Annotated in this window: 13 protein-coding genes; 4 read left to right on the plus strand and 9 right to left on the minus strand. The window is 43.3% G+C overall.

Features of this window, described 5'->3' with window-relative positions; translation table 11 throughout:
• The first annotated feature begins 207 nt into the window (after positions 1 to 207).
• Entirely contained in the window at positions 208 to 1,071 is an 864-nt protein-coding gene (rsmI, locus tag AC438_RS07780) for a 16S rRNA (cytidine(1402)-2'-O)-methyltransferase (protein WP_274377609.1), read from the plus strand.
• A gap of 45 nt (positions 1,072 to 1,116) precedes the next feature.
• Here rsmI and AC438_RS07785 read toward each other — a convergent pair whose 3' ends face one another.
• The 3 genes from AC438_RS07785 to AC438_RS07795 all read right to left on the minus strand — a co-directional run bounded on the left by AC438_RS07785 (position 1,117) and on the right by AC438_RS07795 (position 8,578).
• Complete coding sequence (locus AC438_RS07785) at positions 1,117 to 2,778, minus strand: hypothetical protein (protein WP_053980685.1); 1,662 nt, start codon at positions 2,776 to 2,778, stop codon at positions 1,117 to 1,119.
• 983 nt (positions 2,779 to 3,761) lie between these two features.
• A complete protein-coding gene (locus AC438_RS07790; RefSeq protein ID WP_053980686.1) occupies positions 3,762 to 6,500 on the minus strand; it encodes a TonB-dependent receptor plug domain-containing protein in 2,739 nt (912 codons plus the stop codon).
• A gap of 1,196 nt (positions 6,501 to 7,696) precedes the next feature.
• Positions 7,697 to 8,578 (minus strand): LysR family transcriptional regulator, encoded by an 882-nt coding sequence (locus AC438_RS07795; protein ID WP_053980687.1) that lies wholly within the window; start codon positions 8,576 to 8,578, stop codon positions 7,697 to 7,699.
• A 477-nt stretch (positions 8,579 to 9,055) separates the two neighbouring features.
• On the opposite strand from AC438_RS07795, the gene AC438_RS07800 reads away from it, so the two are divergent.
• Positions 9,056 to 10,216 carry an MFS transporter gene (locus AC438_RS07800; RefSeq protein WP_053980688.1) on the plus strand — a complete coding sequence of 387 codons (1,161 nt, stop codon included), beginning with the start codon at positions 9,056 to 9,058 and terminating at the stop codon, positions 10,214 to 10,216.
• 261 nt (positions 10,217 to 10,477) lie between these two features.
• Here the strand turns inward: AC438_RS07800 and AC438_RS07805 are convergent, their stop codons facing one another.
• From AC438_RS07805 to hutU, 5 genes are all read right to left on the minus strand, one after another.
• Positions 10,478 to 10,912 carry a DUF3127 domain-containing protein gene (locus AC438_RS07805; protein ID WP_053980689.1) on the minus strand — a complete coding sequence of 145 codons (435 nt, stop codon included), beginning with the start codon at positions 10,910 to 10,912 and terminating at the stop codon, positions 10,478 to 10,480.
• A 137-nt stretch (positions 10,913 to 11,049) separates the two neighbouring features.
• Positions 11,050 to 11,934, minus strand: a complete 885-nt coding sequence (hutG, locus tag AC438_RS07810; RefSeq protein ID WP_082354028.1) for an N-formylglutamate deformylase — start codon at positions 11,932 to 11,934, stop codon at positions 11,050 to 11,052.
• Positions 11,931 to 13,157: an imidazolonepropionase gene (hutI, locus tag AC438_RS07815; RefSeq protein ID WP_053980690.1), complete on the minus strand. Its 1,227-nt coding sequence runs from the start codon at positions 13,155 to 13,157 to the stop codon at positions 11,931 to 11,933. Before hutI ends, hutG begins: the two co-directional genes overlap by 4 nt.
• Before the next feature lie 61 nt (positions 13,158 to 13,218).
• A complete protein-coding gene (hutH, locus tag AC438_RS07820; protein ID WP_053980691.1) occupies positions 13,219 to 14,757 on the minus strand; it encodes a histidine ammonia-lyase in 1,539 nt (512 codons plus the stop codon).
• A gap of 159 nt (positions 14,758 to 14,916) precedes the next feature.
• Complete coding sequence (gene hutU, locus AC438_RS07825; protein ID WP_053980692.1) at positions 14,917 to 16,611, minus strand: urocanate hydratase; 1,695 nt, start codon at positions 16,609 to 16,611, stop codon at positions 14,917 to 14,919.
• 379 nt (positions 16,612 to 16,990) lie between these two features.
• On the opposite strand from hutU, the gene AC438_RS07835 reads away from it, so the two are divergent.
• Positions 16,991 to 18,406: a formimidoylglutamate deiminase gene (locus AC438_RS07835; protein ID WP_053980694.1), complete on the plus strand. Its 1,416-nt coding sequence runs from the start codon at positions 16,991 to 16,993 to the stop codon at positions 18,404 to 18,406.
• 71 nt (positions 18,407 to 18,477) lie between these two features.
• Here AC438_RS07835 and hutC read toward each other — a convergent pair whose 3' ends face one another.
• The gene (gene hutC, locus AC438_RS07840) at positions 18,478 to 19,233 is read right to left on the minus strand and encodes a histidine utilization repressor (RefSeq protein WP_238376346.1); all 756 of its coding nucleotides are present in this window, start codon (positions 19,231 to 19,233) and stop codon (positions 18,478 to 18,480) included.
• A 1,034-nt stretch (positions 19,234 to 20,267) separates the two neighbouring features.
• Between hutC and AC438_RS07845 the strand changes: the two genes are divergently transcribed.
• On the plus strand, positions 20,268 to 20,830 hold a 563-nt coding region (locus AC438_RS07845; protein WP_162230710.1), incomplete at its 3' end, for a S1 family peptidase.

Below are 20,830 nucleotides of genomic sequence, written 5' to 3' on the forward strand. Positions count from 1 at the left end.
CAACCTTCTATTAATACTTGTAAGTCTGTGCAATACAATTCGTCTGTGCAATGTAGTTAGTCTATGTCATGCAGTTAGTTTATGTAATGCTGTTAATGGCGTTAGTGATTAATATAGCGCTAACGTCATGACTATATACGTCAATTTTGTAATGATTTAAGTCGTCATGGTGGCGACTTAAGCACCAGTGAACCTTTGGAGGTTTTTGTGCAAAACAACGGTACTTTATACGGCACTTTATACATAGTCGCTACGCCTATTGGCAATTTAGGCGATATGGTACCTCGTGCCATTGAGATACTCCAGAAGGTGGATATCATTGCTGCAGAAGATACGCGGCACAGTGGCAATTTATTGCAGCATTTTTGCATCAATACACCCACTACCGCCTATCACGATCACAGTGATGATGCGCGTACTCAAAGCTTATTAGAGCGTTTAGCATCGGGGCAGAGCATTGCCTTGATTAGTGATGCCGGAACACCACTCATTTCTGACCCTGGCTATCGATTGGTACATGAGGCGCGCAGTTTAGGTATTCGTGTTGAGCCTATTCCTGGGGCCTGTGCTGTTATTACGGCGCTGTGCGCGAGTGGCTTGCCGAGCGACCGCTTTAGCTTTGAAGGTTTTTTGCCCGCCAAAAATACTAACCGCGAGCAGGTGTTAGCTGCCGTTAAAGAAGATCCCCGAACATTAGTTTTTTATGAGTCGCCACACCGTATTCTAGCAAGTTTAGAGTCTGTTATTACGATACTCGGTGGTGACCGCTACATTGTGCTAGCACGTGAGCTGACAAAAACATTTGAAACCTTTATTGCTGGTAGCGCACAAGAGGTGCTCGATACCCTTAATACCGACGCCAATCAAAAGCGCGGTGAAATGGTTTTAATGATTAAAGGTTTTGAAACGGTTAAAATACGTGAAATCTCACAAGATGTTGAACGTATATTATTATTGCTGTGCGAAGAGCTACCGCTCAAAAAAGCAGCAGCATTGGCAGCAAAAATTACAGGCCTTAAAAAAAATGCCTTGTACCAATTGGGGCTCGAATTAACGCAGCCTAATCATTAATTCAAAGAGCCCCATAGACTTTTTATGAGTTATTTTTATAGACAGTTATTCGTAAATAGTCTCGGTGGCTAATGTCCCATTGGGTTTACGCATCTCTTCTCGATACATGATGGTATTAGTGCGTGTTAAGCCGATATTGCTAATTATGGCTTGACTATAGTCGACCGGGAAAAACCCCTCGGTGGGCGATTGGTTGCCAATTCTAGTGGCCGAAAGCTGCGATAAAGCTAGGACCGGAGCGACAGGCTCAATTAAATACCAGCGGCTTCCCGATGGATTGCGAGGAATATCTTTTTCGCCAATGGTGCGTATTGATTTGCCGGCATTCGCTGCAATGTTTTGCCTATCGGCGAGTGTAAGAAAAAAAGTGGGTAGTCGGCCCACCTCAGCAATAGGGTGATTGTATTGTGTTTGCCTTAAGGTGATTTCGCCTGTGATAGTGATGTTATTAACTCGGCCTCGCGTTAAATCTCGGCACTGACGGCAAAGCGTTGCTTTTGCGATAAGTAGCGCGGTGCCACTATCGATGGCATTAATATTGTGAATGCGAATGTTATTCATAATTTTGCTGTGTGGTTTTATCCACACGCCGGTAAAGCCATTGATAACCTTGACATCCGAGATATCAATATTATTAATAGAAGACAATCGAGGACCCGCACGATTAATATTGTCATTGGGTGTACCATTGCCCGATTCTAAGCGCACACCGATGCCGTTAATGGCTTGAATATTATTAATTTTTATCCAATCTCCGCCATAAATTTGTACTGCACCATAACCGCTGTGCGCATTTTTTATTCTGATGTTTGTGATTGTGCCTTTAAGTGGCGTTCGGCCCCAGCTAGAATTACGCTGAATAGCGCGCGCGTCAGGCACGACATTGCCCGATGAATTAATAAATTGATTGTTAGCGTTCATAGGTAAGGCTTTAGCCGTTCTATCACTTGGTGGTTTATCTAAAAAAATATCTAAAGCGCGATGACTAGCGTGGCGTATTGCATAGGCGCCATCCTTATAGTCTGTGTCAGGGTATAATTGCACACCGACAGACTCAGTATGGTTATCAATAATCAGTAAGTTAGAAATTGAGAAGTTCTTGGCATAAAATACACCAATAGGAATGGAGCGGGTTCGGCTAACGCCAGTTTTAAAGGTGTTGCCATTACCGCTGTTGCCATTACCATCGGCCTGAGAGCCATAAATAAGTGGCATATTCTTTTTGGAATCTATTGTGAAGCGCTTATGTGGATGGGTCGAGGTTATTTCTATATTTTCGATGGCGCGGGGTGATAAGTTATTAATATTATTACTCCGTCCTATAGTAAATAAAAAGGTCTTGTTGATATTGTTACTTTCACGGACTCCGCGCATTTCTAAAATTACCTCAGGCTCAACTTCTAAGCGAATATTAGAGGGGATTATGATTCGAGCTAAGCTAAAACGTTTATTATTGCCGTTGAGTGATGTGCGTAATCGTACCACGCCGCCATTGCGTTCGCGCGAGGCTCTGTTGAGTGCATTTTGAAGGCGTTGCGTATCGTTAGTTCTTGGGTTGAAATTGTTATTAGCAAAGAGTATTTCGGGTTCATCGTCAAAGACTTTATTTTCAAAGTATCCTATATTCATCGCTGAAGCGGATGCCGTTAATATATATAATATAATGGCGCTTAATACGCTATTGTAATGCAAGGTTTTATTATTCATCGTTGATACCTTTTTTGATTTTAGGGTTATCTATAACTTCGAATAAAAATCCACTATCTATAGATAATGTCATTATAGGCAGGCGTATTATTTTTTATTAATTAAGAATTAATAGCTTTATTTTGTTGTTATATGAAAACGCTATTTTATTACTGGTTAATATTTTAAATTTAAAATAAAATATTAAAATAATGATCCGTATGAGTAATTTTATGGTCGTGGTTGTTATGATTTAATGCATGATTTTTGATTGGCTGGCATCGCATTTTTGAATAACGTATTTTAGTAAAAAATAATAAAAAATATTTCACGATACAGTATTTATATCTTTTTCATAAATAAAAAAGTGTCTAATTTTTGCTTAAGAAATACGGGTTATCGCGTTTGCAGGGTTTACGCTAAAGCGGCGATAATGAAATGGAAATCATATTTCGTGCAGAGTGATGGCGTTAAGGGCGAGAGTATAATAGGGCATGATAGCGACGTAATTGCATAGCCATAGAGGTACACGAGAAGTCTAAAGATCGATAAATAAAGAATTAAACGCTCAAAATCTAGAAATTAGGTATTTTTTATCCAATAAAAGAATACCATTAAAACATAGAGCTAGTCGGTTAAATATGTTTGATTTTTTTATGGAAGAATGTTGTATTTGGTGAAAAATAGTATTTGCAGTGCATTTTTACTTCAATGGCTTTAAATCTTTTTATTTTTATATGTTGATTTTTTGGCGTGATTTGATAGGCGGTTTAATCAGCTTTAGCTGAAATAAATAAGCTCTATTTTTTATGTTGTTAATGTTAACTGTTTCACATGCGGATTAATTGTTCATGTCAATCAATAGAGATTTTTAGCGTTTAACATGCCTGTTTTTTTTAAGTGATGGGGGTCTGAATTATTGACTCGGCAGAGTCTTTTTTTCATAGCTCGAGTCTTAATTTGGCAGCCTATCAGTGTTAATTTTTAATAGACTGCCAATACATTTAAAAGTTATACAGCGCTCGGATATAGTATTGCCCGCCTGTAAAGCCAAACGGTGCTGTGGCAGGGTATTTGGCTCCCGCTATGCCACTCCATGGATTCTCGTCGGGATACTGATCAAACACATTAGCTGCGCCGATAATGAGCTCAGCGCTTTGTGTCATGTTATAGCCAAACTCGACGTCGACGGTGTAGGCGCTTGAGCCTTCGATGGGGAGCGTGCCATCGTCTAGATGTGCTTCAAAGTAATCGCTATGGTAGTTGATTCTGGCCAGTGCACGCCAGTTATCGGCGTTATGGCGTAGGCTGATATTACCTTTGTATTGAGGCAGTGCATCTTCGAGTTGGCGCAAGCGGGTATCGCTCAGGTTGCCTCGGCGGGTGACTTTGGTCTCTGTCCAGTTTAGTGCAAGTGCGACGGTCGTGGAGCCATAGCCAAAGTCGAGGGGCAAGCTACTTACAAGGTCAATACCTTGTGTTTTGGTATCAAAATCATTCGCAAAAAAGCCAAAAGACACTAAATCTTCTGAGCCTGCAAAATCACTGGCCTTGATTATGCCAGCCGAGTCCAGTGCGTTTAATAGTTGGCTGGTTTGTGGCTCATCGGGGTAGGTAACACCCTCTCTATCAGCAACGCCTGTCAGTAGCGATCTAAAATCTTGCTGGTCGGTAATAGCAATGCGATCATCAACTTCAATTTTGAAATAATCAACCGTAAAGCTTACAGGGCCTAAGTCAAAGCCTGAGCCAATCGAAAAGTTTGTGGCATCTTCTGGGCCCAGTGTAAATATGCCACCTAGCTCTTCATTCACAAATTGGCCGGCGGCAGAGCTTAAAGGTAAAGTTCCTTGATCAACCAATACGCCGCCAACCGCTTGAGTGGTTACATTGGTTACATTGGCTTGACCTGTGGTCGGTGCATGAAAGCCTGTAGAGTAGGTACTGCGAAATACAAGGGTGTCTGTTGCCCGAAAGAGTGCACCTATTTTGTAGTTAGTGGTATCGCCAAAGGTATTAAAATCTTCATAGCGAATGGCCGCTTGCAATGTTAACGCATCAATTACATCGGCTTCTAAATCGAGATAAAATGCCGTGTTGTCTTGCGTGTCATTGGTGTTTCTTGTAAAGCCGCCAAAGCCGTTGGAACTAGAAGAAAAACCCTGACCTGTAGGGTAGGCACCACCAGCTGCTGCGAGTGGGCCGATAGCAAAAGAGGCTGCATCACCGGCTTTAATATCAAACTCTTCTTCTCTAAACTCAAAACCGCCAGCGATATTTAAATCAGATGCAAAAGCGCTAACGGCCAGTGGGTAGCTTAAGTCAAGGTTAAAGTTTTTATCGCTTTGGGTGTAGGCACCGGGTTTAAATTCGGTGGGCGTATTGGGACCTAAGCTAGCATTGATGGTATTTTTAATAAAAAATTCAGCTTTATTTTGCCCTAGTGTAAAACTAACATCATAAGACAGGCCACTATTGAAGGTACCTCTAACACCGGCAATAAAGGAGTGATCGGACACCTCACCGCCAAAGCGCGGGGTAAAACCGCCAGGTAGCATTTCAATAAATGAGAAACAGTTAGGGTCTGCAGACACAGCAGCTAAAATATCAGCATCTGGGATAAGATTGTTGGTGCCTGTTAAGGGGATGCCTGCTGGGCAATCACCGGTATTTTCTAGCGATAAATCACCGACTAAAACAGAGGGTACGCCGCCATCGTTAAGTGCTGCACCTGTACTGGGATCAACTAATGGGCCTTCAAAGACACCACTGCGATTGGTGGGGTTACGAAAATAGAAGCCGCCTTCTACGGTGCGGTTGGCGTAATTACCAAAAGCATAAAGCTCAGCGCTTTCAGATAAGGCGACGGCTGAGTTAAACGCAAATTTAATATCATCTTCAATATCGGGTGAGCCCCAATATTGCACCGATTCGGTTGTTACCGTATTTACACTGATATCTCTCAGTGCAGTATTACCGGCCTCAATAATAGCAATTTCATCGTCGCGTTGCGCTGAGCGAAAAGTCCCGTCAGCCTCTGAAAACTCGCCAGTAACATTCAAAAAACCCTCGCTACCTAGCGGTAGTCCAAAGTTAATGCCTAGCTTTAAGTTGTCGCCATCGCCTTCATAGGTTGAGCCCCACTTTAATTCTGCGCTCCCTCCTTCATTGGCATCTTTTAAGGTAAAGTTCATCACGCCTGCAATAGCGTCGGCGCCGTATTGTGATGATGCGCCATCACGTAACACCTCAACTTGCTTTAAGCTTAATGTCGGGAATACGCCAATATCAGGGCCGTGAGCACCATCAGAAATACCTCCTCCCAAAAAAGAGATAACCGCAGCGCGATGGCGGCGCTTACCATTAAGTAATATCAGTGTGTTATCTGGCGATAAACCGCGTAAGTTGGCAGGGCGTACCAAGGTGGCTGCATCAGAAATTGGCTGGGTATTAACTTGATAAGATGGAACTACTGTGCGAACTAAATCTGAAATATCAACACCCGCTTGGTCTTGAATATCATTCGCACTAATAATATCAATAGGTGCAATCGTATCTGCTGCTGAGCGAGCTTCACGACGGGTACCGATTGTAACAATTTCTTCAATTTCTAATGTTGTATCAGCTTGATTTTGCTGTGCCAGTACATCGACACCAGCCACATAAAGTGTAAGCCCTGCCACTGCAGCCGATATTGCAGACCGCTTAAAAAAAACTGTATCCTTGATAGTATTGGTAGTCATGTTATGCCTCGCGCTTGATGGTTAGGTACTGTAATTGGTAATCATTTCCAGAGTGATTATTGGGTTGCTAAAAATATAAATAGCATTGAATAATCATTACTAAAGCAAGTATTGCGCCGACTCATTTATTGGATGTCCTTCTGGCTTGTTATGCTTACGTAAATGGCATGATATTGTGATTTGATAAAGTACTTAAGTGGGTGACGAGTTGACCTCTGTACGCCTTATGACAGGCGCACGAGGGTCTTTTTGGGCTAGTAAAGAGAGTTTTATGCATCAGATGATAAGGTTTGGCGTCATAGCTTTTTGGAGTATCTTAATTCTGCCTTCAGTAAGCGCCACTTTGGTGCGTCGTTAAAATCTGCCAATGTTTTGTATGGATAAACTGAGTAATTGCAGACGCAGAATTTTCTTATGTGTCATTTTAATTATTATTGCTAATGATATGCCCAGTGGTAGTTTTTAAAATATTGATATCGAGAAATAGCTGCAACAAAAGGCTATCAAGGCTATTAACCAATACATTAGGGGAGCGCTAAGATATTGGTGCTTTTTATGATTAAATTTAGCCTTAATTTGGTGCGCGCTAGGGTATTTTGGTGCATATACACATTTTTTTATTTAAACGCTCAATTTAAAAATAGTTATTTAAATTTAAAATATTTGATGTTTTTAAGGTGAGATAGTATGCGCGAGATAGTCATATTAGATATATATTAGATAGAACACTAAAAACTTAGTAAGCATAATACAGAGCCTTAGTGACAGGCTATACCTGAGTTATTCATCGAATTAGATTGAGTTAGACTGGGGCAGTAATCTGCGAAATTATGCTAAACCAGTTAATATCTTTAGCTAAACTCAGGTGTGTTGACTTGATCGGGCAGGGTCTTCTATTGTTAACCGGGGATGGTTAAAGTTATGGAAGGTTGCTTGGTATCAACAGCCGAGTAAAACAGCGGAGCACTATAGTGATGAACTCTTTGAATTAGCTTAATAAAATCAGAAAATTTCTTAGCTTTGTTTTATGTTACAAGCCTGAGATTATTGACTTAGAGCTAGATAAGAATGGCGGGGCAGTATTAATGAGGTACTTTTGGATATCGATGGGATATTGACTTTTCTAAGCAATTACTTTTGCTCAATATCAGAAAAACAGCCTAAATGAGATGCTGATTAACCTCGCTTTGAGCGATTTAAAGATCCAGCTTGGGTTGTATAAAATCGATAAAAGCAGAAATTCTTTTAGCAACAGAAGAAGACTTATAGTAAACAGCGTTAATTTGCTCTCTACCTGAAAGGCTAGTTTTTTCACCTTCTAATAAAGGCATTAATCTTCCCTCGGCAATGTCTTTTTTCACCATAAATCCTGATAGGCAAGCAATGCCATTCCCGATCAAAGTGAGTTGTCTAACCGTTTCACCGCTACTTGCAATCAGGGTTGGGGTTAGCCCAGTAAACCCTTTTAGGGGCCAATCGTTGAGTGTTTTTGGCTCTGAAAAACCAATGGTATTATGACGAGCTAAGTCACTACTTTTATTAGGAAAGCCTCGCTTTGCTAAATAATCAGGTGATGCAACAATGTAAAGCAAGCTTCTGCCAAGGGGTCTTGCATATAGCGTTGAGTCACTTAATGCACCAATTCGAATGGCGATATCGGTTTTCTTTTTTAGCAAGTCCACAATGCCTTCGTTGGATGTTAATTCCAACTCAATATCAGGATAAACTTGATTGAACGGTTGCACCAAGGGTACTAACTGATGAAATACAAAAGGACTGGCAGCATCGATACGCAATCGCCCTTTAGGTAGCTCGCCGCCGGATATTATGTCTTCTTCTGCTTGCTGTAACTGCGTCAACCCTAATCGTACTGAATTAACAAATTTCCGCCCCTCATCTGTTAATTCAATCTGTCTTGTGGTTCGATTTAATATCGTCACACCAAGTTGACTTTCTACCTTGCTCACCGCTCGCGACACCCGCGCAACCTGTATATCTAGACTCTCTGCTGCGGCAGTAAACCCGCCAGTATCGACAACGGAAAGTAGGATTTCCAAATCATCTGATCTTGTTTTCATAATGCTCACTAGTTTCTCCTGCCAAAATGACACCATCGGTGTACTTTTAATAGGGTATTATTTTTGCAATTTTAACAAATATATATTGTTAAAACCCCTGTTTTTAACAATAGAATTCTTGTGCATAATTCCTATCGATCACATCACGGCACAGCAATACGTAGATGAATTGTAACAATTCAGCCAGGCTGATAAACCTCATCTTATTAGGGTGCTGATGGATTATTTTCTGGGCATTTAAGCGCCGGGCCTTGCAGGGCAAGCAAGGGTTAGACAGTGCACCTATATAGAAATATGCAGGATTAGACTTTGCTGGAGTATAAAGCCAGGGAGCACAAAGTCTAGGCGCACAAAGTCGCAGATGGCTTGAGTGACCCAGTCGATGATTCATTAGTGCCTAATTTCGGTATCTCTGAAGCGTTACGATGAATTACGCGTTGCAGTGTTTTTACAACCTATATAAAGAGAGTTAATCATATGCCTTTAGCATTACTCGCGCTTACGTTAAGCGCATTCGCTATAGGAACCACTGAATTTGTTATAGTTGGCTTGGTGCCAACTATTGCAGTTGATTTAGGTGTTTCTTTACCATCAGCTGGCTTATTAGTCAGTTTGTATGCACTGGGGGTTGCCATTGGGGCACCTGTACTTACCGCCCTAACAGGTCGCTGGAATCGTAAATCCGTACTTTTGACGTTAATGGGTATTTTTGTATTAGGTAATCTTTTGGCTTGGCAGGCACCTAGCTATGAAACATTAGTCCTAGCTAGAATATTGACAGGCTTAGCGCATGGTGTGTTTTTTTCAATAGGGGCAACAATTGCTACTCGTCTAGTTGCAAAAGAAAAAGAAGCTAGTGCTATTGCCATCATGTTTACTGGTTTAACTGTTGCTTTGGTAACAGGTGTACCATTAGGTACCTGGATTGGCCAAGAATTGGGCTGGAGAGCGACATTTTTAATCGTATCAATTCTTGGTTTAGTTGCATTAATCGGGAGCGCAATCTTGGTGCCTTCTAATTTAAAACAAGCAGCGCCTGCAAAAATCTCAGAGCAATTAAAAGTACTCACTCAACCACGCCTACTATTGGTCTACGCAATGACTGCTGTTGGTTACGGCGGAACCTTTGTCGCGTTTACATACCTAGCTCCAATACTTGAACAAGTCTCTGGATTTGAATCAAGTTCAATAGGTCTCATTTTGTTGGTCTATGGCGTATCTGTTGCTATTGGTAATATTTGGGGTGGAAAGCTTGCAGATAAAATAGGACCTATAAAAGCATTGCAAATTATTTTTTCAGCATTAGCATTAATTTTATTTGTTTTTACCTTCACCGCAGGAAACCAAATTAGTGCTGTTTTAACCGTTCTTATATGGGGCGCATTTGCTTTCGGTAATGTTCCTGGGCTGCAAGTTTATGTTGTTCAGTTAGCTCAAAAGTATACCCCCAATGCTGTTGATGTTGCCTCAGGGTTAAATATTGCCGCTTTTAATATTGGTATTGCTATTGGGTCAATTACTGGTGGCGTCATTGTCGAAAATATGGAATTAATGGATACACCTTGGATTGGGGCATTAATTGTTGTATTTGCAATTGTCCTTACAAGAATATCAGGCATCCTTGATGCTCGTGATTAGGCAATGTAAAGCAGGACTGGATTTTTAAAGTGCTGCAGCATAACCGTAAAGGCATGAGGAGAGGCGTTGGCCTACATATGAAATATTACCATAATTGCCGTTTTCGCTTCTCACATCATGACCTTTCACGAGTAGCCTATGAGCGTAAAAGTTCACAGCATACAGTGGCAGAGAAATGTGTCTGGAATCATTGATCTGAACTGTTTTTTATGAGGGCATACTATTGGGGTGTGTGCCCCTGCGTCAAAATCATTGCCACCTTTAAAAAGGAATATCGTCATCAAACGCATTATTAAAGGTGTTAGTCTTAGCTGCAGCGATAGGGGCAGTAGCTGGGGTAAACGTCTCTTGTGGGGCTTGTGCAGCGGGTTGTGTTACTGTGGCGGGGTGACTGCCTATGGCTTCTATTTTCCAAGCTTGCAAGCTGGTAAAGCACTTTTCGGGTTTGCCACCACCAGACCATAAGCGACCCGAAAGGCTAAAAAAAGCCTTAATCTCATCACCTTCTTTGTAGCTGTCCATGAGAGCGCATTTATCTTTAATGAGCTCTAAGGCTATGTGGTTGGGGTACGCGCTGTTTTCATCGTCGCCTGTAAGCTTAATGACAAACTCTCTTTTGGTAAAACCGTTATTGCCGTATTCCGTCGTTTCACCAATGGAATGAATGAGCCCTTGAATTTCAAACGTTTTTGACATGGTGCCGTCCGTTAACAATTGTTGATTGCGGATTTTACCATTTTCATACGCCTATGAGGGGGTAGGTACCCATAAACTCTCGGATACAGTATTTTTGCTGAATGCATGCCTGCAACCAGTCCAAATGCCCTTCAACCCTAAGGTATTTTAGCTGCCAAGCTTGGCACAACGAGTAAGCAGGCCTGAATAATGGCCTTAAGCTGTTGCTTTATGATGGGGAGTTTGTTTGCATCTAGTTGGTAGTTGTTATGTGTCGCTTGCAGGTCATTGAGGTAAGTCGCTTGTGATAGCTCTAATTGTATGGCGTGAATACCTTGCTGGGGCTGGCCAAAGTGGCGGGTTATGTAGCCGCCTTTAAAGCGACCATTACTGACTTGTGTGTAATGTGGTGCAATAGTATTTTCGAGTGCTTGGAGTAATGCGCAATCGCACGATAAACCCGCATTATTGCCCCAGTTAAAGTCTGGTAAAGTACCTTCAAATAGCATAGGGACTTTGGGTGCAATACTGTGTGCATCGAATAAAATAGCGTAGCCAAATTTGGCTTTTAAGCGGGCTAGCTCTTGTTTTATTTGTGTGTGATAGGCCTGCCATATGTATTTTTTGGCGTATTTTTTGTGGGCGCTAGTGGGCCGCTTACTTTCTTGAAAGATGTCACTCTCGTCAAATAAAACCTCAGGGAATAAACCTGTGGTTTTGGTTTGGTACAAGGGTTGGTCATTTACGGGGCGGTTTAAATCGATGACATAACGGGAGTAGTTTGCTTGAATACAGCCTACCCCTAAGGGCGCTAAAAAATTGTACAGTTGCGGTATATGCCAGTCGGTATCGGGCAGTTTTTGGGCTTTTGTGGTTAAGCCATGTGCAACCGCTGGGGTGAGTAGCAACCCTGAATGCGGCATGCTAACAAGCAGCGGCGTATCGCTTGGGTTAAAGGTAAAAGAATGTGTGCTGTTGTTATTAATATTGTTATTAATATCGTTATTAATATTGTTTATGTCGCTATCAATGCTGCCGTTCATTGTGTTGGCACTCCGTTTTGAATACGTTGCTTCACTAATTGCCCGCCTAACCAATAGCTTAGCTCGCCTGGACTTTCTACATCCCAGCAAATAAAGTCGGCAACTTTGCCTGTCTCTAAAGAGCCATGTGAATGAGATATTCCCAGCGCTGTTGCGGCATGCAGGGTTGTGCCTGCTAAGGCTTCTTCTGGGGTTAAACCAAATAAGGTACAACCCATATTCATCATTAAGCGTAAAGATAATGCCGGCGATGTGCCGGGGTTGGCATCAGTGGCTATGGCCATCGGGATTTGGTGTTGGCGCAATAAATGAATAGGGGGCACTTGTGTTTCTTTGAGTGTGTAAAAGGCGCCAGGCAATAATACGGCAGCGGTGCCGGATAATTTTATGGCCTCTACATCGGCAGGCTCAATAAATTCAATATGGTCGGCCGATAGGGCGTTAAAGGTGGCTGCCATACGAGTACCACCTAATGAAGATAGCTGCTCGGCATGAATTTTTACCGCTAAGCCCAGTGCTTGTGCTTTTTTAAAATAGCGCTGTATTTGTGCGGGGCTAAAAGCAATGCCTTCACAAAACGCATCGACAGCGTCGGCCATATTTAAAGCGGCAATTTTAGGTAAAAGCGTATCGCATAGGTAGTGAATATAAGTGTCTTTGTCATCAAACTCTGGCGGCATGGCGTGGGCCGCTAGGCAGGTTCTTTTAACTGTAACGGCTAGCTCATTGCCCAGCGCGGTAGCGACGCGTAGCATTTTTAATTCGCTGTCTAATGACAAGCCATAACCAGATTTTATTTCAACCGTGGTCACGCCATCACTCATTAAGTGGCGTAATCGGCGGTGCGCGCTAGCAAATAAGTCAGCTTCGCTGGCATCACGTGTTGCTTTGACCGAGGCGGCAATACCGCCGCCTTGCTTGGCAATATCTTGATAGCTAATGCCGTTGAGGCGCTGTTCAAACTCGCCTGCGCGGTTGCCACCAAACACAAGGTGCGTATGGCAATCAATGAGCCCCGGTGTTACCCAACCACCGCCAAGGTCGTGCTCTGTTGCTGTTAGGTAGCTAGGTAGCTCGCAGGCGGGGCCAACCCAAACAATAAGGCCTGCTAAAACTCCAATAGCGCCATGCTCAATAATGTTGTAGTGGCCATTTTTCATGGTGGCTATATGTGCACCATACCAAAGGCTGTCTAATACAAGAGGGGCGTTTAGTTGCGCCATACATTGACTCCCTATACCTTTTATTATTTATTACATGACGCGCTGTTATTTATTTCGCTATTTATTCGATTAAGCTGGGTAATAAGTTTGCAGGCATAATGCGATTGTGAACGGCTTCGAGCAGCAAGGCGTTGGCTTTTTCAATATCGGTAGCAAAGTAGCGGTCTTTGTCGTAGAAGGGTACGCGGGCGCGTAATTCGGCGCGTACTTGCTCTAACCGTTCACTGGTTTTAAGGGGTGAGCGAAAATCTAACCCTTGTACCGCCGAGAGAATTTCAACCGCCAAAATTCCACGTGTGTTCTCGGCCATATCTTTTAAACGTCGCGCTGCAAAGGTGGCCATCGAAACATGATCTTCTTGATTGGCCGAGGTGGGTAGGCTGTCGATCGATGCAGGGTGGGCATAGGTTTTGTTTTCGCTGGCTAAGGCTGCCGCTGTGACTTGGGCGATCATAAAGCCTGAGTTGACACCGCCATTGTCGACTAAAAACGGCGGTAACTTACTTAAGTTGCTGTCGATTAATAGCGCCATGCGACGCTCAGATAAGCTGCCAATTTCGGCAATCGCTAAAGCTAGATTATCGGCCGCCATGGCAACGGGTTCTGCGTGAAAGTTACCCCCAGACAATATGTCACCCGAGTCGGCAAAAACCAGTGGGTTATCTGAAACAGCATTGGCTTCTATGCATAGCACGCTAGCGGTATTGCGAATTTGCGCTAAGCAGGCACCCATCACTTGCGGTTGGCAGCGTAGCGAATAAGGGTCTTGTACTTTTTCGCAATCTTGATGCGAGCGGCCTAACTCGCTTATGTCACCCAATAAATGTCGATAAGCGGCCGCGGCATCTATTTGTGTTGAATGGCCACGCACTTCATGAATACGCGCATCAAAGGGGCTGCGGCTGCCTAATGCCGCTTCTACCGACAATGCGCCACAAGTGACTGCTGATGCAAATAAATCTTCGGCTTCAAATAAACCTTCAAGTGCAAAGGCGGTAGAGGCTTGCGTGCCATTTAATAATGCCAAGCCTTCTTTTGGGGCCAGCGTGATGGCTTCTAACCCAGCAACAGCTAGGGCGGTTTTGCCCGAGATAATTTCGCCGTTATAACGCGCTTGCCCTTCACCTAATAATACTGCGCTCATATGCGCCAATGGGGCTAAATCACCCGATGCGCCTACTGAGCCTTTTTTAGGAATGCACGGATATACCTGTTTATTAATTAACGTGAGTAACGCTTCAATCACTGATAAGCGAATACCCGAAAATCCACGGGCGAGGCTGTTAACTTTTAATGCCATAATGAGTTTAACGGTTTTATCATCCATTAGGGCGCCAATGCCTGCCGCGTGAGATAAAACAATACTGCGTTGCAGGTTGTCTAAATCTTCTGCAGCTATACGGGTATGGGCGAGTAAGCCAAAACCGGTATTAATACCATACACGGTGCGGTCTTGACTAATCACTTGGTTAACCACTTCGGTGCTGGCGTGAATGGCTGGTGCGGCGCTTTTATCGAGCGTGAGTTCCACGTTGCGGCGGCTAATTTGACGTAGATCGTTTAAGGTTAATTGACCCGGCTTTATGACGATTTTAAACATGTTATGCCTCTAATAAACGGTGTGATGACACGTTTTCTTATGCTGTGTAGGTCATGACGTCAGGTAGTCATGACGCTGCTGTCTTTAATAATTTTTAATGTCGCTGTCGTGTCATTCTAGTATTGCCCGAATGCCGCATAAGTGCTGCATTGAGTGGCTTTAAATAACGCTTCTCGTGATCATGGGCAAATGTAGATTTTGCTCCTGTGCACAGTCAATAGCGGCTTGATAGCCAGCATCGGCATGGCGCATGACACCGGTAGCGGGGTCGTTAGTTAAAACACGGGCAATGCGCTGCGCTGCGTCGTCACTACCATCACATACAATCACCATGCCCGAGTGCTGCGAAAAGCCCATACCCACACCGCCACCGTGGTGAAGCGACACCCATGTTGCGCCGGATGCCGTATTTAATAAGGCATTTAATAAGGGCCAGTCAGATATCGCATCGGAACCGTCTTGCATGGATTCTGTTTCGCGGTTTGGGCTAGCCACCGAACCTGAGTCTAAATGATCGCGGCCAATCACAATCGGGGCTGCTAGCTCGCCGGTGCGTACCATTTCGTTAAAGGCTAGCCCCAATTTTGCTCTTTGGCCAAGGCCAACCCAGCAAATGCGCGCGGGTAAGCCTTGAAACTGAATGCGTTCACGCGCCATATCTAACCAATGGTGTAAGTGAGTGTCGTCGGCAATAATTTCTTTGACTTTGGCATCAGTTTTATAAATATCTTCGGGGTCCCCAGAAAGTGCCACCCAGCGAAAGGGACCTACACCACGGCAAAATAATGGGCGAATATAGGCCGGTACAAAGCCTGGAAAATCAAAAGCATTTGCCACCCCCTCTTCGAATGCCATTTGGCGTATGTTGTTGCCGTAGTCAAATGTGGGAACTCCCATTTTTTGAAATGCCAGCATAGCTTCAACATGCTTGGCCATAGATTGTTTAGCCGCTTTAATGGTTTCGCTTGGGTGCGTTTTGCTTTTTGCGCGGTACTCATCCCAGTGCATGCCAATAGGTAGGTAGCCATTAAGTGGGTCGTGTGCAGAGGTTTGGTCGGTCACCATATCTGGGCGTATACCGCGGCGCACCATTTCGGGCAAAATGTCAGCGGCATTGCCGCATAGGCCAATCGAAATCGCTTGGCCTGCTTGTGTGTATTGTTTAATGCGCGCTAAGGCGTCATCTAAGTTGCTTGCTTGCTCGTCTAAGTAGCGGGTTTTTAGGCGAAAGTCGATGCTGGTTTGTTGGCACTCTATAGTTAAAGAACACGCGCCTGCGAGCGTTGCTGCTAAGGGTTGTGCGCCACCCATACCACCTAACCCAGCGGTTAATACCCAGCGCCCCATGAGACTGCCATCAAAGTGTTGGCGTCCTGCCTCTACAAAGGTTTCATAGGTACCTTGTACTATGCCTTGGCTGCCAATATAAATCCAAGAGCCTGCTGTCATTTGGCCATACATGGCCAACCCCTTAGCATCTAACTCGTTAAAGTGCTCCCAAGTTGCCCAGTGTGGTACTAGGTTTGAGTTGGCGATTAAAACGCGCGGCGCATGTTTGTGGGTTTTGAATACGCCCACAGGTTTGCCTGACTGCACCAATAAGGTTTCGTTGTCTTCTAAATGGGTGAGTGTCTCAACAATTTTGTCATAGCTTGGCCAGTCGCGTGCCGCCCGGCCAATGCCGCCATAAACCACTAGCTCTTCTGGGTTTTCGGCGACGTCGGGGTCGAGATTGTTCATAAGCATGCGCATAGGTGCCTCGGTAAACCACGACTTTGCGGTGAGCTGAGAGCCTGTGGCGGCTTTAATAGTACCTTGGCGATAACGAGTGTGAGGCGATGCTTTATGATTCATTTGACTAACCTTTTCAGCGTTAAATTTTTAAATGTATATACAACATGTTTTAAGATAAAATCTAATGTCTGGTTATGCAAGCTTTTATTGGATTGAGCCGATGTTTGTTGTAGGCTTTGGTTTTATTCTCATTATCATCAGTTATTTATAGTCTATTACTAAGATATCACGTCAATTTTATGTATTATTTTATTGCCTGTTAATACTTGAGTGATCAATACAATCAAAAAATTATACAATAAAATAGCCTGCTGAGTATTTATTTTTGCATCTTGTATATACAATATGATTCTATAGCACGCGGTAATACAGGGTTTTGGATACGCGTTTTGGGCGTACGTATAACCACTTTGAAAAGCACAATCATAGAGGTCGCTAAATGAGCGTAAACGACGCATCGTATTATTATTTTGCAAAGAATGCTTTGCTGGAAGCAGGCTGGGCGCAGAATGTTTTATTTGAAGTGTGTCGGGGTCATTTTGTGAGTATGACATCAAACAGTACTGCACTTGCGGGCGCTATACATCTTGCTGGCCCTGTACTGCCTACAATGGCCAATGTGCATTCGCATGCGTTTCAGCGGGTAATGGCTGGTACTGCCGAGGTCAGTGTAAACCCTAATGATAGCTTTTGGGGTTGGCGCGATGTGATGTACAACATCGTACAAAAGCTGACGCCAAAAGATGCCCAAATTATTGCAACGGCGCTTTATATCGATATGCTAAAAGCGGGCTATACCCAAGTTGGCGAGTTCCATTATTTGCATCATGCCCCGCAAGGCAAAGCCTATAGCCAGCCAGAAGAAATGGCCTTGCGCGTGATTGAGGCGGCCAATGTGGCAGGTATTGGTGTCACTCTCTTACCGGTGTTGTATTCGCACTCTGGTTTTGGTGGGCGACAGGCGACAGCAGATCAGGCGCGTTTTACTCATTCCACTCAATCTTACCTTGATTTACACAACGCATGTGCAAAAGCGCTAACGCCTGAGTTATGTACGTCTAAAAAATCACATGCGCAGTCATTGCATAAGCTCGGTATTTGTTTTCACTCATTACGTGCTGTGACCAAAGCGCAAATGAATACTGTTCTACACGAGCTTGATCGGCATAAAGTGGTACACATTCATATTGCAGAGCAACAAAAAGAAGTGCAAGCGTGCTTGAGTTGGAGCGGCCAGCGCCCTGTTGAGTGGTTGCATAATAACGTGGATTTAAATAATCGTTGGTGCTTGGTGCATGCTACACATGTTAACAAGCAAGAGGTGCAATGCATGGCCAATAGCCAAGCGGTAGTAGGTCTGTGCCCGACCACCGAAGCGAACTTAGGCGATGGAATATTTCCTGCTACCGAGTTTGAAGCGGCTAATGGTCGCTGGGGTATTGGCTCTGATAGTCACGTCAGCTTGTCGCTAGTCGAAGAGTTGCGCACTTTAGAATACGGTCAGCGCTTAAGAGACCAGCAGCGTAATCGCCTACACAGCACAAGCCAACCCAGTGTGGGCGATAATCTATTTGCTCAAGCACGCCAAGGCGGTAATCAAGCTTGTGATGTATCGCTGGGTTTAACCGTGGGCAACCGAGCTGACTTTATGGTGTTAGACGAGGCTAATCCTTTTATCGCTGCAAGCCACCCCAAAGATATAATGAATCGTTGGTTATTTGCCTGCCATCAAAACTTGATTAAAGACGTCTTTGTTGCGGGTAAGCAGGTGATTAAAAATTTCACGCACGAGTACGATGAGCCTAGTCGCTTGGCATTTATTCAAGTGATTAAAAAGGTTATGTACAATGAATAATTTATACAATTAAAAAACCAGAGGCTAAAAAATTAAGCCTGAAACCTAAACCTAAATCTATAGCGGTAATATTAGCGCCCAAAATGGCCAAATAACTGAAATCGCGAACCGGGGTGTAATAGCCGTGTTGCTGTTACAATATCATCGCCTGACCAGGTGCGCCGTTTTATTTGTAAGCACGGCTCGTTTGCATCAATACGTAATCGCTCACACTCTATGTCAGAGGGTAAAACGGCTTCGACTAAATGCTCGCCCTCGGTCATGGGAGCTACCTGCATTAAATATTCATAAGATGTGTATTGCGTGAAATCTTGCTGATCGTATTCAGGTGCTAGAGTGGCGTTTACTACTCGCTCTTCAATTTGAATGGGAAGCGTGTTTTCAAAGTGTAAAACAACCGAGCGAAAGATGGTATGGTGCGTGCGTACGCCCAGCATCATGGCCTCTTCAACACTGGCTTGCCCCGACTCAATGACCAATAACGCAGCTTTGTGCTTATGGCCACGTGCTGCAATTTCGTCTGCAATATTATGTACTTCAAACAGGGCAGAATGCGCCTTTTTTTTAGCGACAAATGTTCCTAAGCCTTGTTGGCGGGTCAGCAATCCTTCTGCGGTTAGTTCCCTTAGGGCTCTATTGACTGTCATACGGCTAACGCCTAGTGCTTTGACCAGCTCTGTTTCTGAGGGAACACGCTGATCTTCTTGCCACTCGCCTGTTGATATTTTATGGGTAATGGCATGTTTTACTTTGGCGTAAATAGGCAGAGAGGTATGGGGTAGGTCATTTAATAAATTAGCGAGCATAGACTCTGTTTGTTCAATCACGGACGTACCAGTATAAGAAAAAGACATGCCAGTATATCGCGAATTACAATATTCAAACAGTCATGGCCATTAAGCAATGCAACCTCTACTCGACATGCCTATATAGAGTGACCTGTTTAGGTGGACGATAATTGAATACGGAATAATACAGGGGCGTTACCATCAGCAGGCTGTCAAAAATAAATCAGTGTCATAACGGTACAGATATTGTGCGCTAATGAAGCCGAGCTATGCAAGCCACTCATGATTTATGCTTCTCAATTATGTGCTTCTACTAAGTTTCGCTGTATATATCCCGGTGCAATATCTAAGCTCTACATGTCTATGTTGTATCTGGGTGCTATATAAGTCGCCTGTGTTTAAATACCCAAAATATAATCCATTAGTAATTTATTGATTGAGATTTTTTAGTTGGTTGAGACTTTTATTTAGGTAAGATTTTTAGTAGGTAAGATTTTTATTTTGACGCAACAGTTATATAAAATCTATGTTAAATACCCCATAAAAATCATTACTTTTTATGGGGTATTTATTTTTTGGGCTTACATTATTTTATGAGATTTTTGTGTAATACTCGCCGGATACCTCTTTTAAAAATCGGCTTACTTTTTAATATTTTTTTGTAATAGATTTAGCTATTTTTTATTTCAAATTATAGCGATGATAGAGGGTTACACGCTGTGGCCGTTATTTTTTAAGGCATTAAAAAATAAAAGCACCAAAATAGTACGAATAAAAAGGTTTTTGTGCCACTAATCAAAGATAAAATAGACATTATTAATACTAAAGTGATGAGCCTTAGGGTTTTGTCCTAAAATATTTTTTTTGTTGAGTGATTTTTTTTATGGCTCGTCTATAAATAGAGCTGTTTAAGAACCGGTTAATAAATTGTAAGGGGTGATGTTGGGTGTCGTAATACTCTTTAATTATTCAGTGGTTATCAATTTTTAATTTTTTATTCAGCTCTTAAACAATAACCTGCATATTGGAGTAATAGAATGACGACAATATTTTCACGAAAGCGACACAGTCTTTTGAGTTCTGCCGTTTTATCTTTTTTAGTTTTGTTTACCCACAACCCTGTCAATGCCGAGAGTGAATTTGATGCATTGGAGCCTATTTTACAGCCAGTAACTATGCCAGCCGATACCGACTTGCCTGTTGTATCTGGTGCCTTGGTACCTCAAATTGTGGGTGGCCAGCAGGCAACTCGTGGAGAGCACCCTTGGATGGTGTATGTTGAGGTGCGTCGCGGTGGTCGTGTTTTTTCGTGTGGCGGTAGCTTAATATCTAGTGAGTGGGTGCTTAGTGCTGCACATTGTTTTGATCCTGGTTCATCAGTCACTGTGATTGCGGGTGTTTTTGATCAGCGAGAAGAAAGGGCTCGTAATAGGTTTGAAGTAGGAAGCTACTTTAATCACCCGAGTTATCGTGGTGTAAGAACAGGTTTTGATATTGCATTATTAAAGTTAGAAAGGCCAGTGCCCACAAGCCTGGTGAGTCGCTATGCTCGCTTACCTAGCTTGGCGTTAAACAATAGCCAAGCCGGTACAGGTGACACTCTTAAAGTGATTGGTTGGGGTGCCACGCAAGAGGG

It is taken from the genome of Marinagarivorans algicola (genome assembly GCF_001292705.1).
GTDB classification, from domain to species: domain Bacteria; phylum Pseudomonadota; class Gammaproteobacteria; order Pseudomonadales; family Cellvibrionaceae; genus Marinagarivorans; species Marinagarivorans algicola.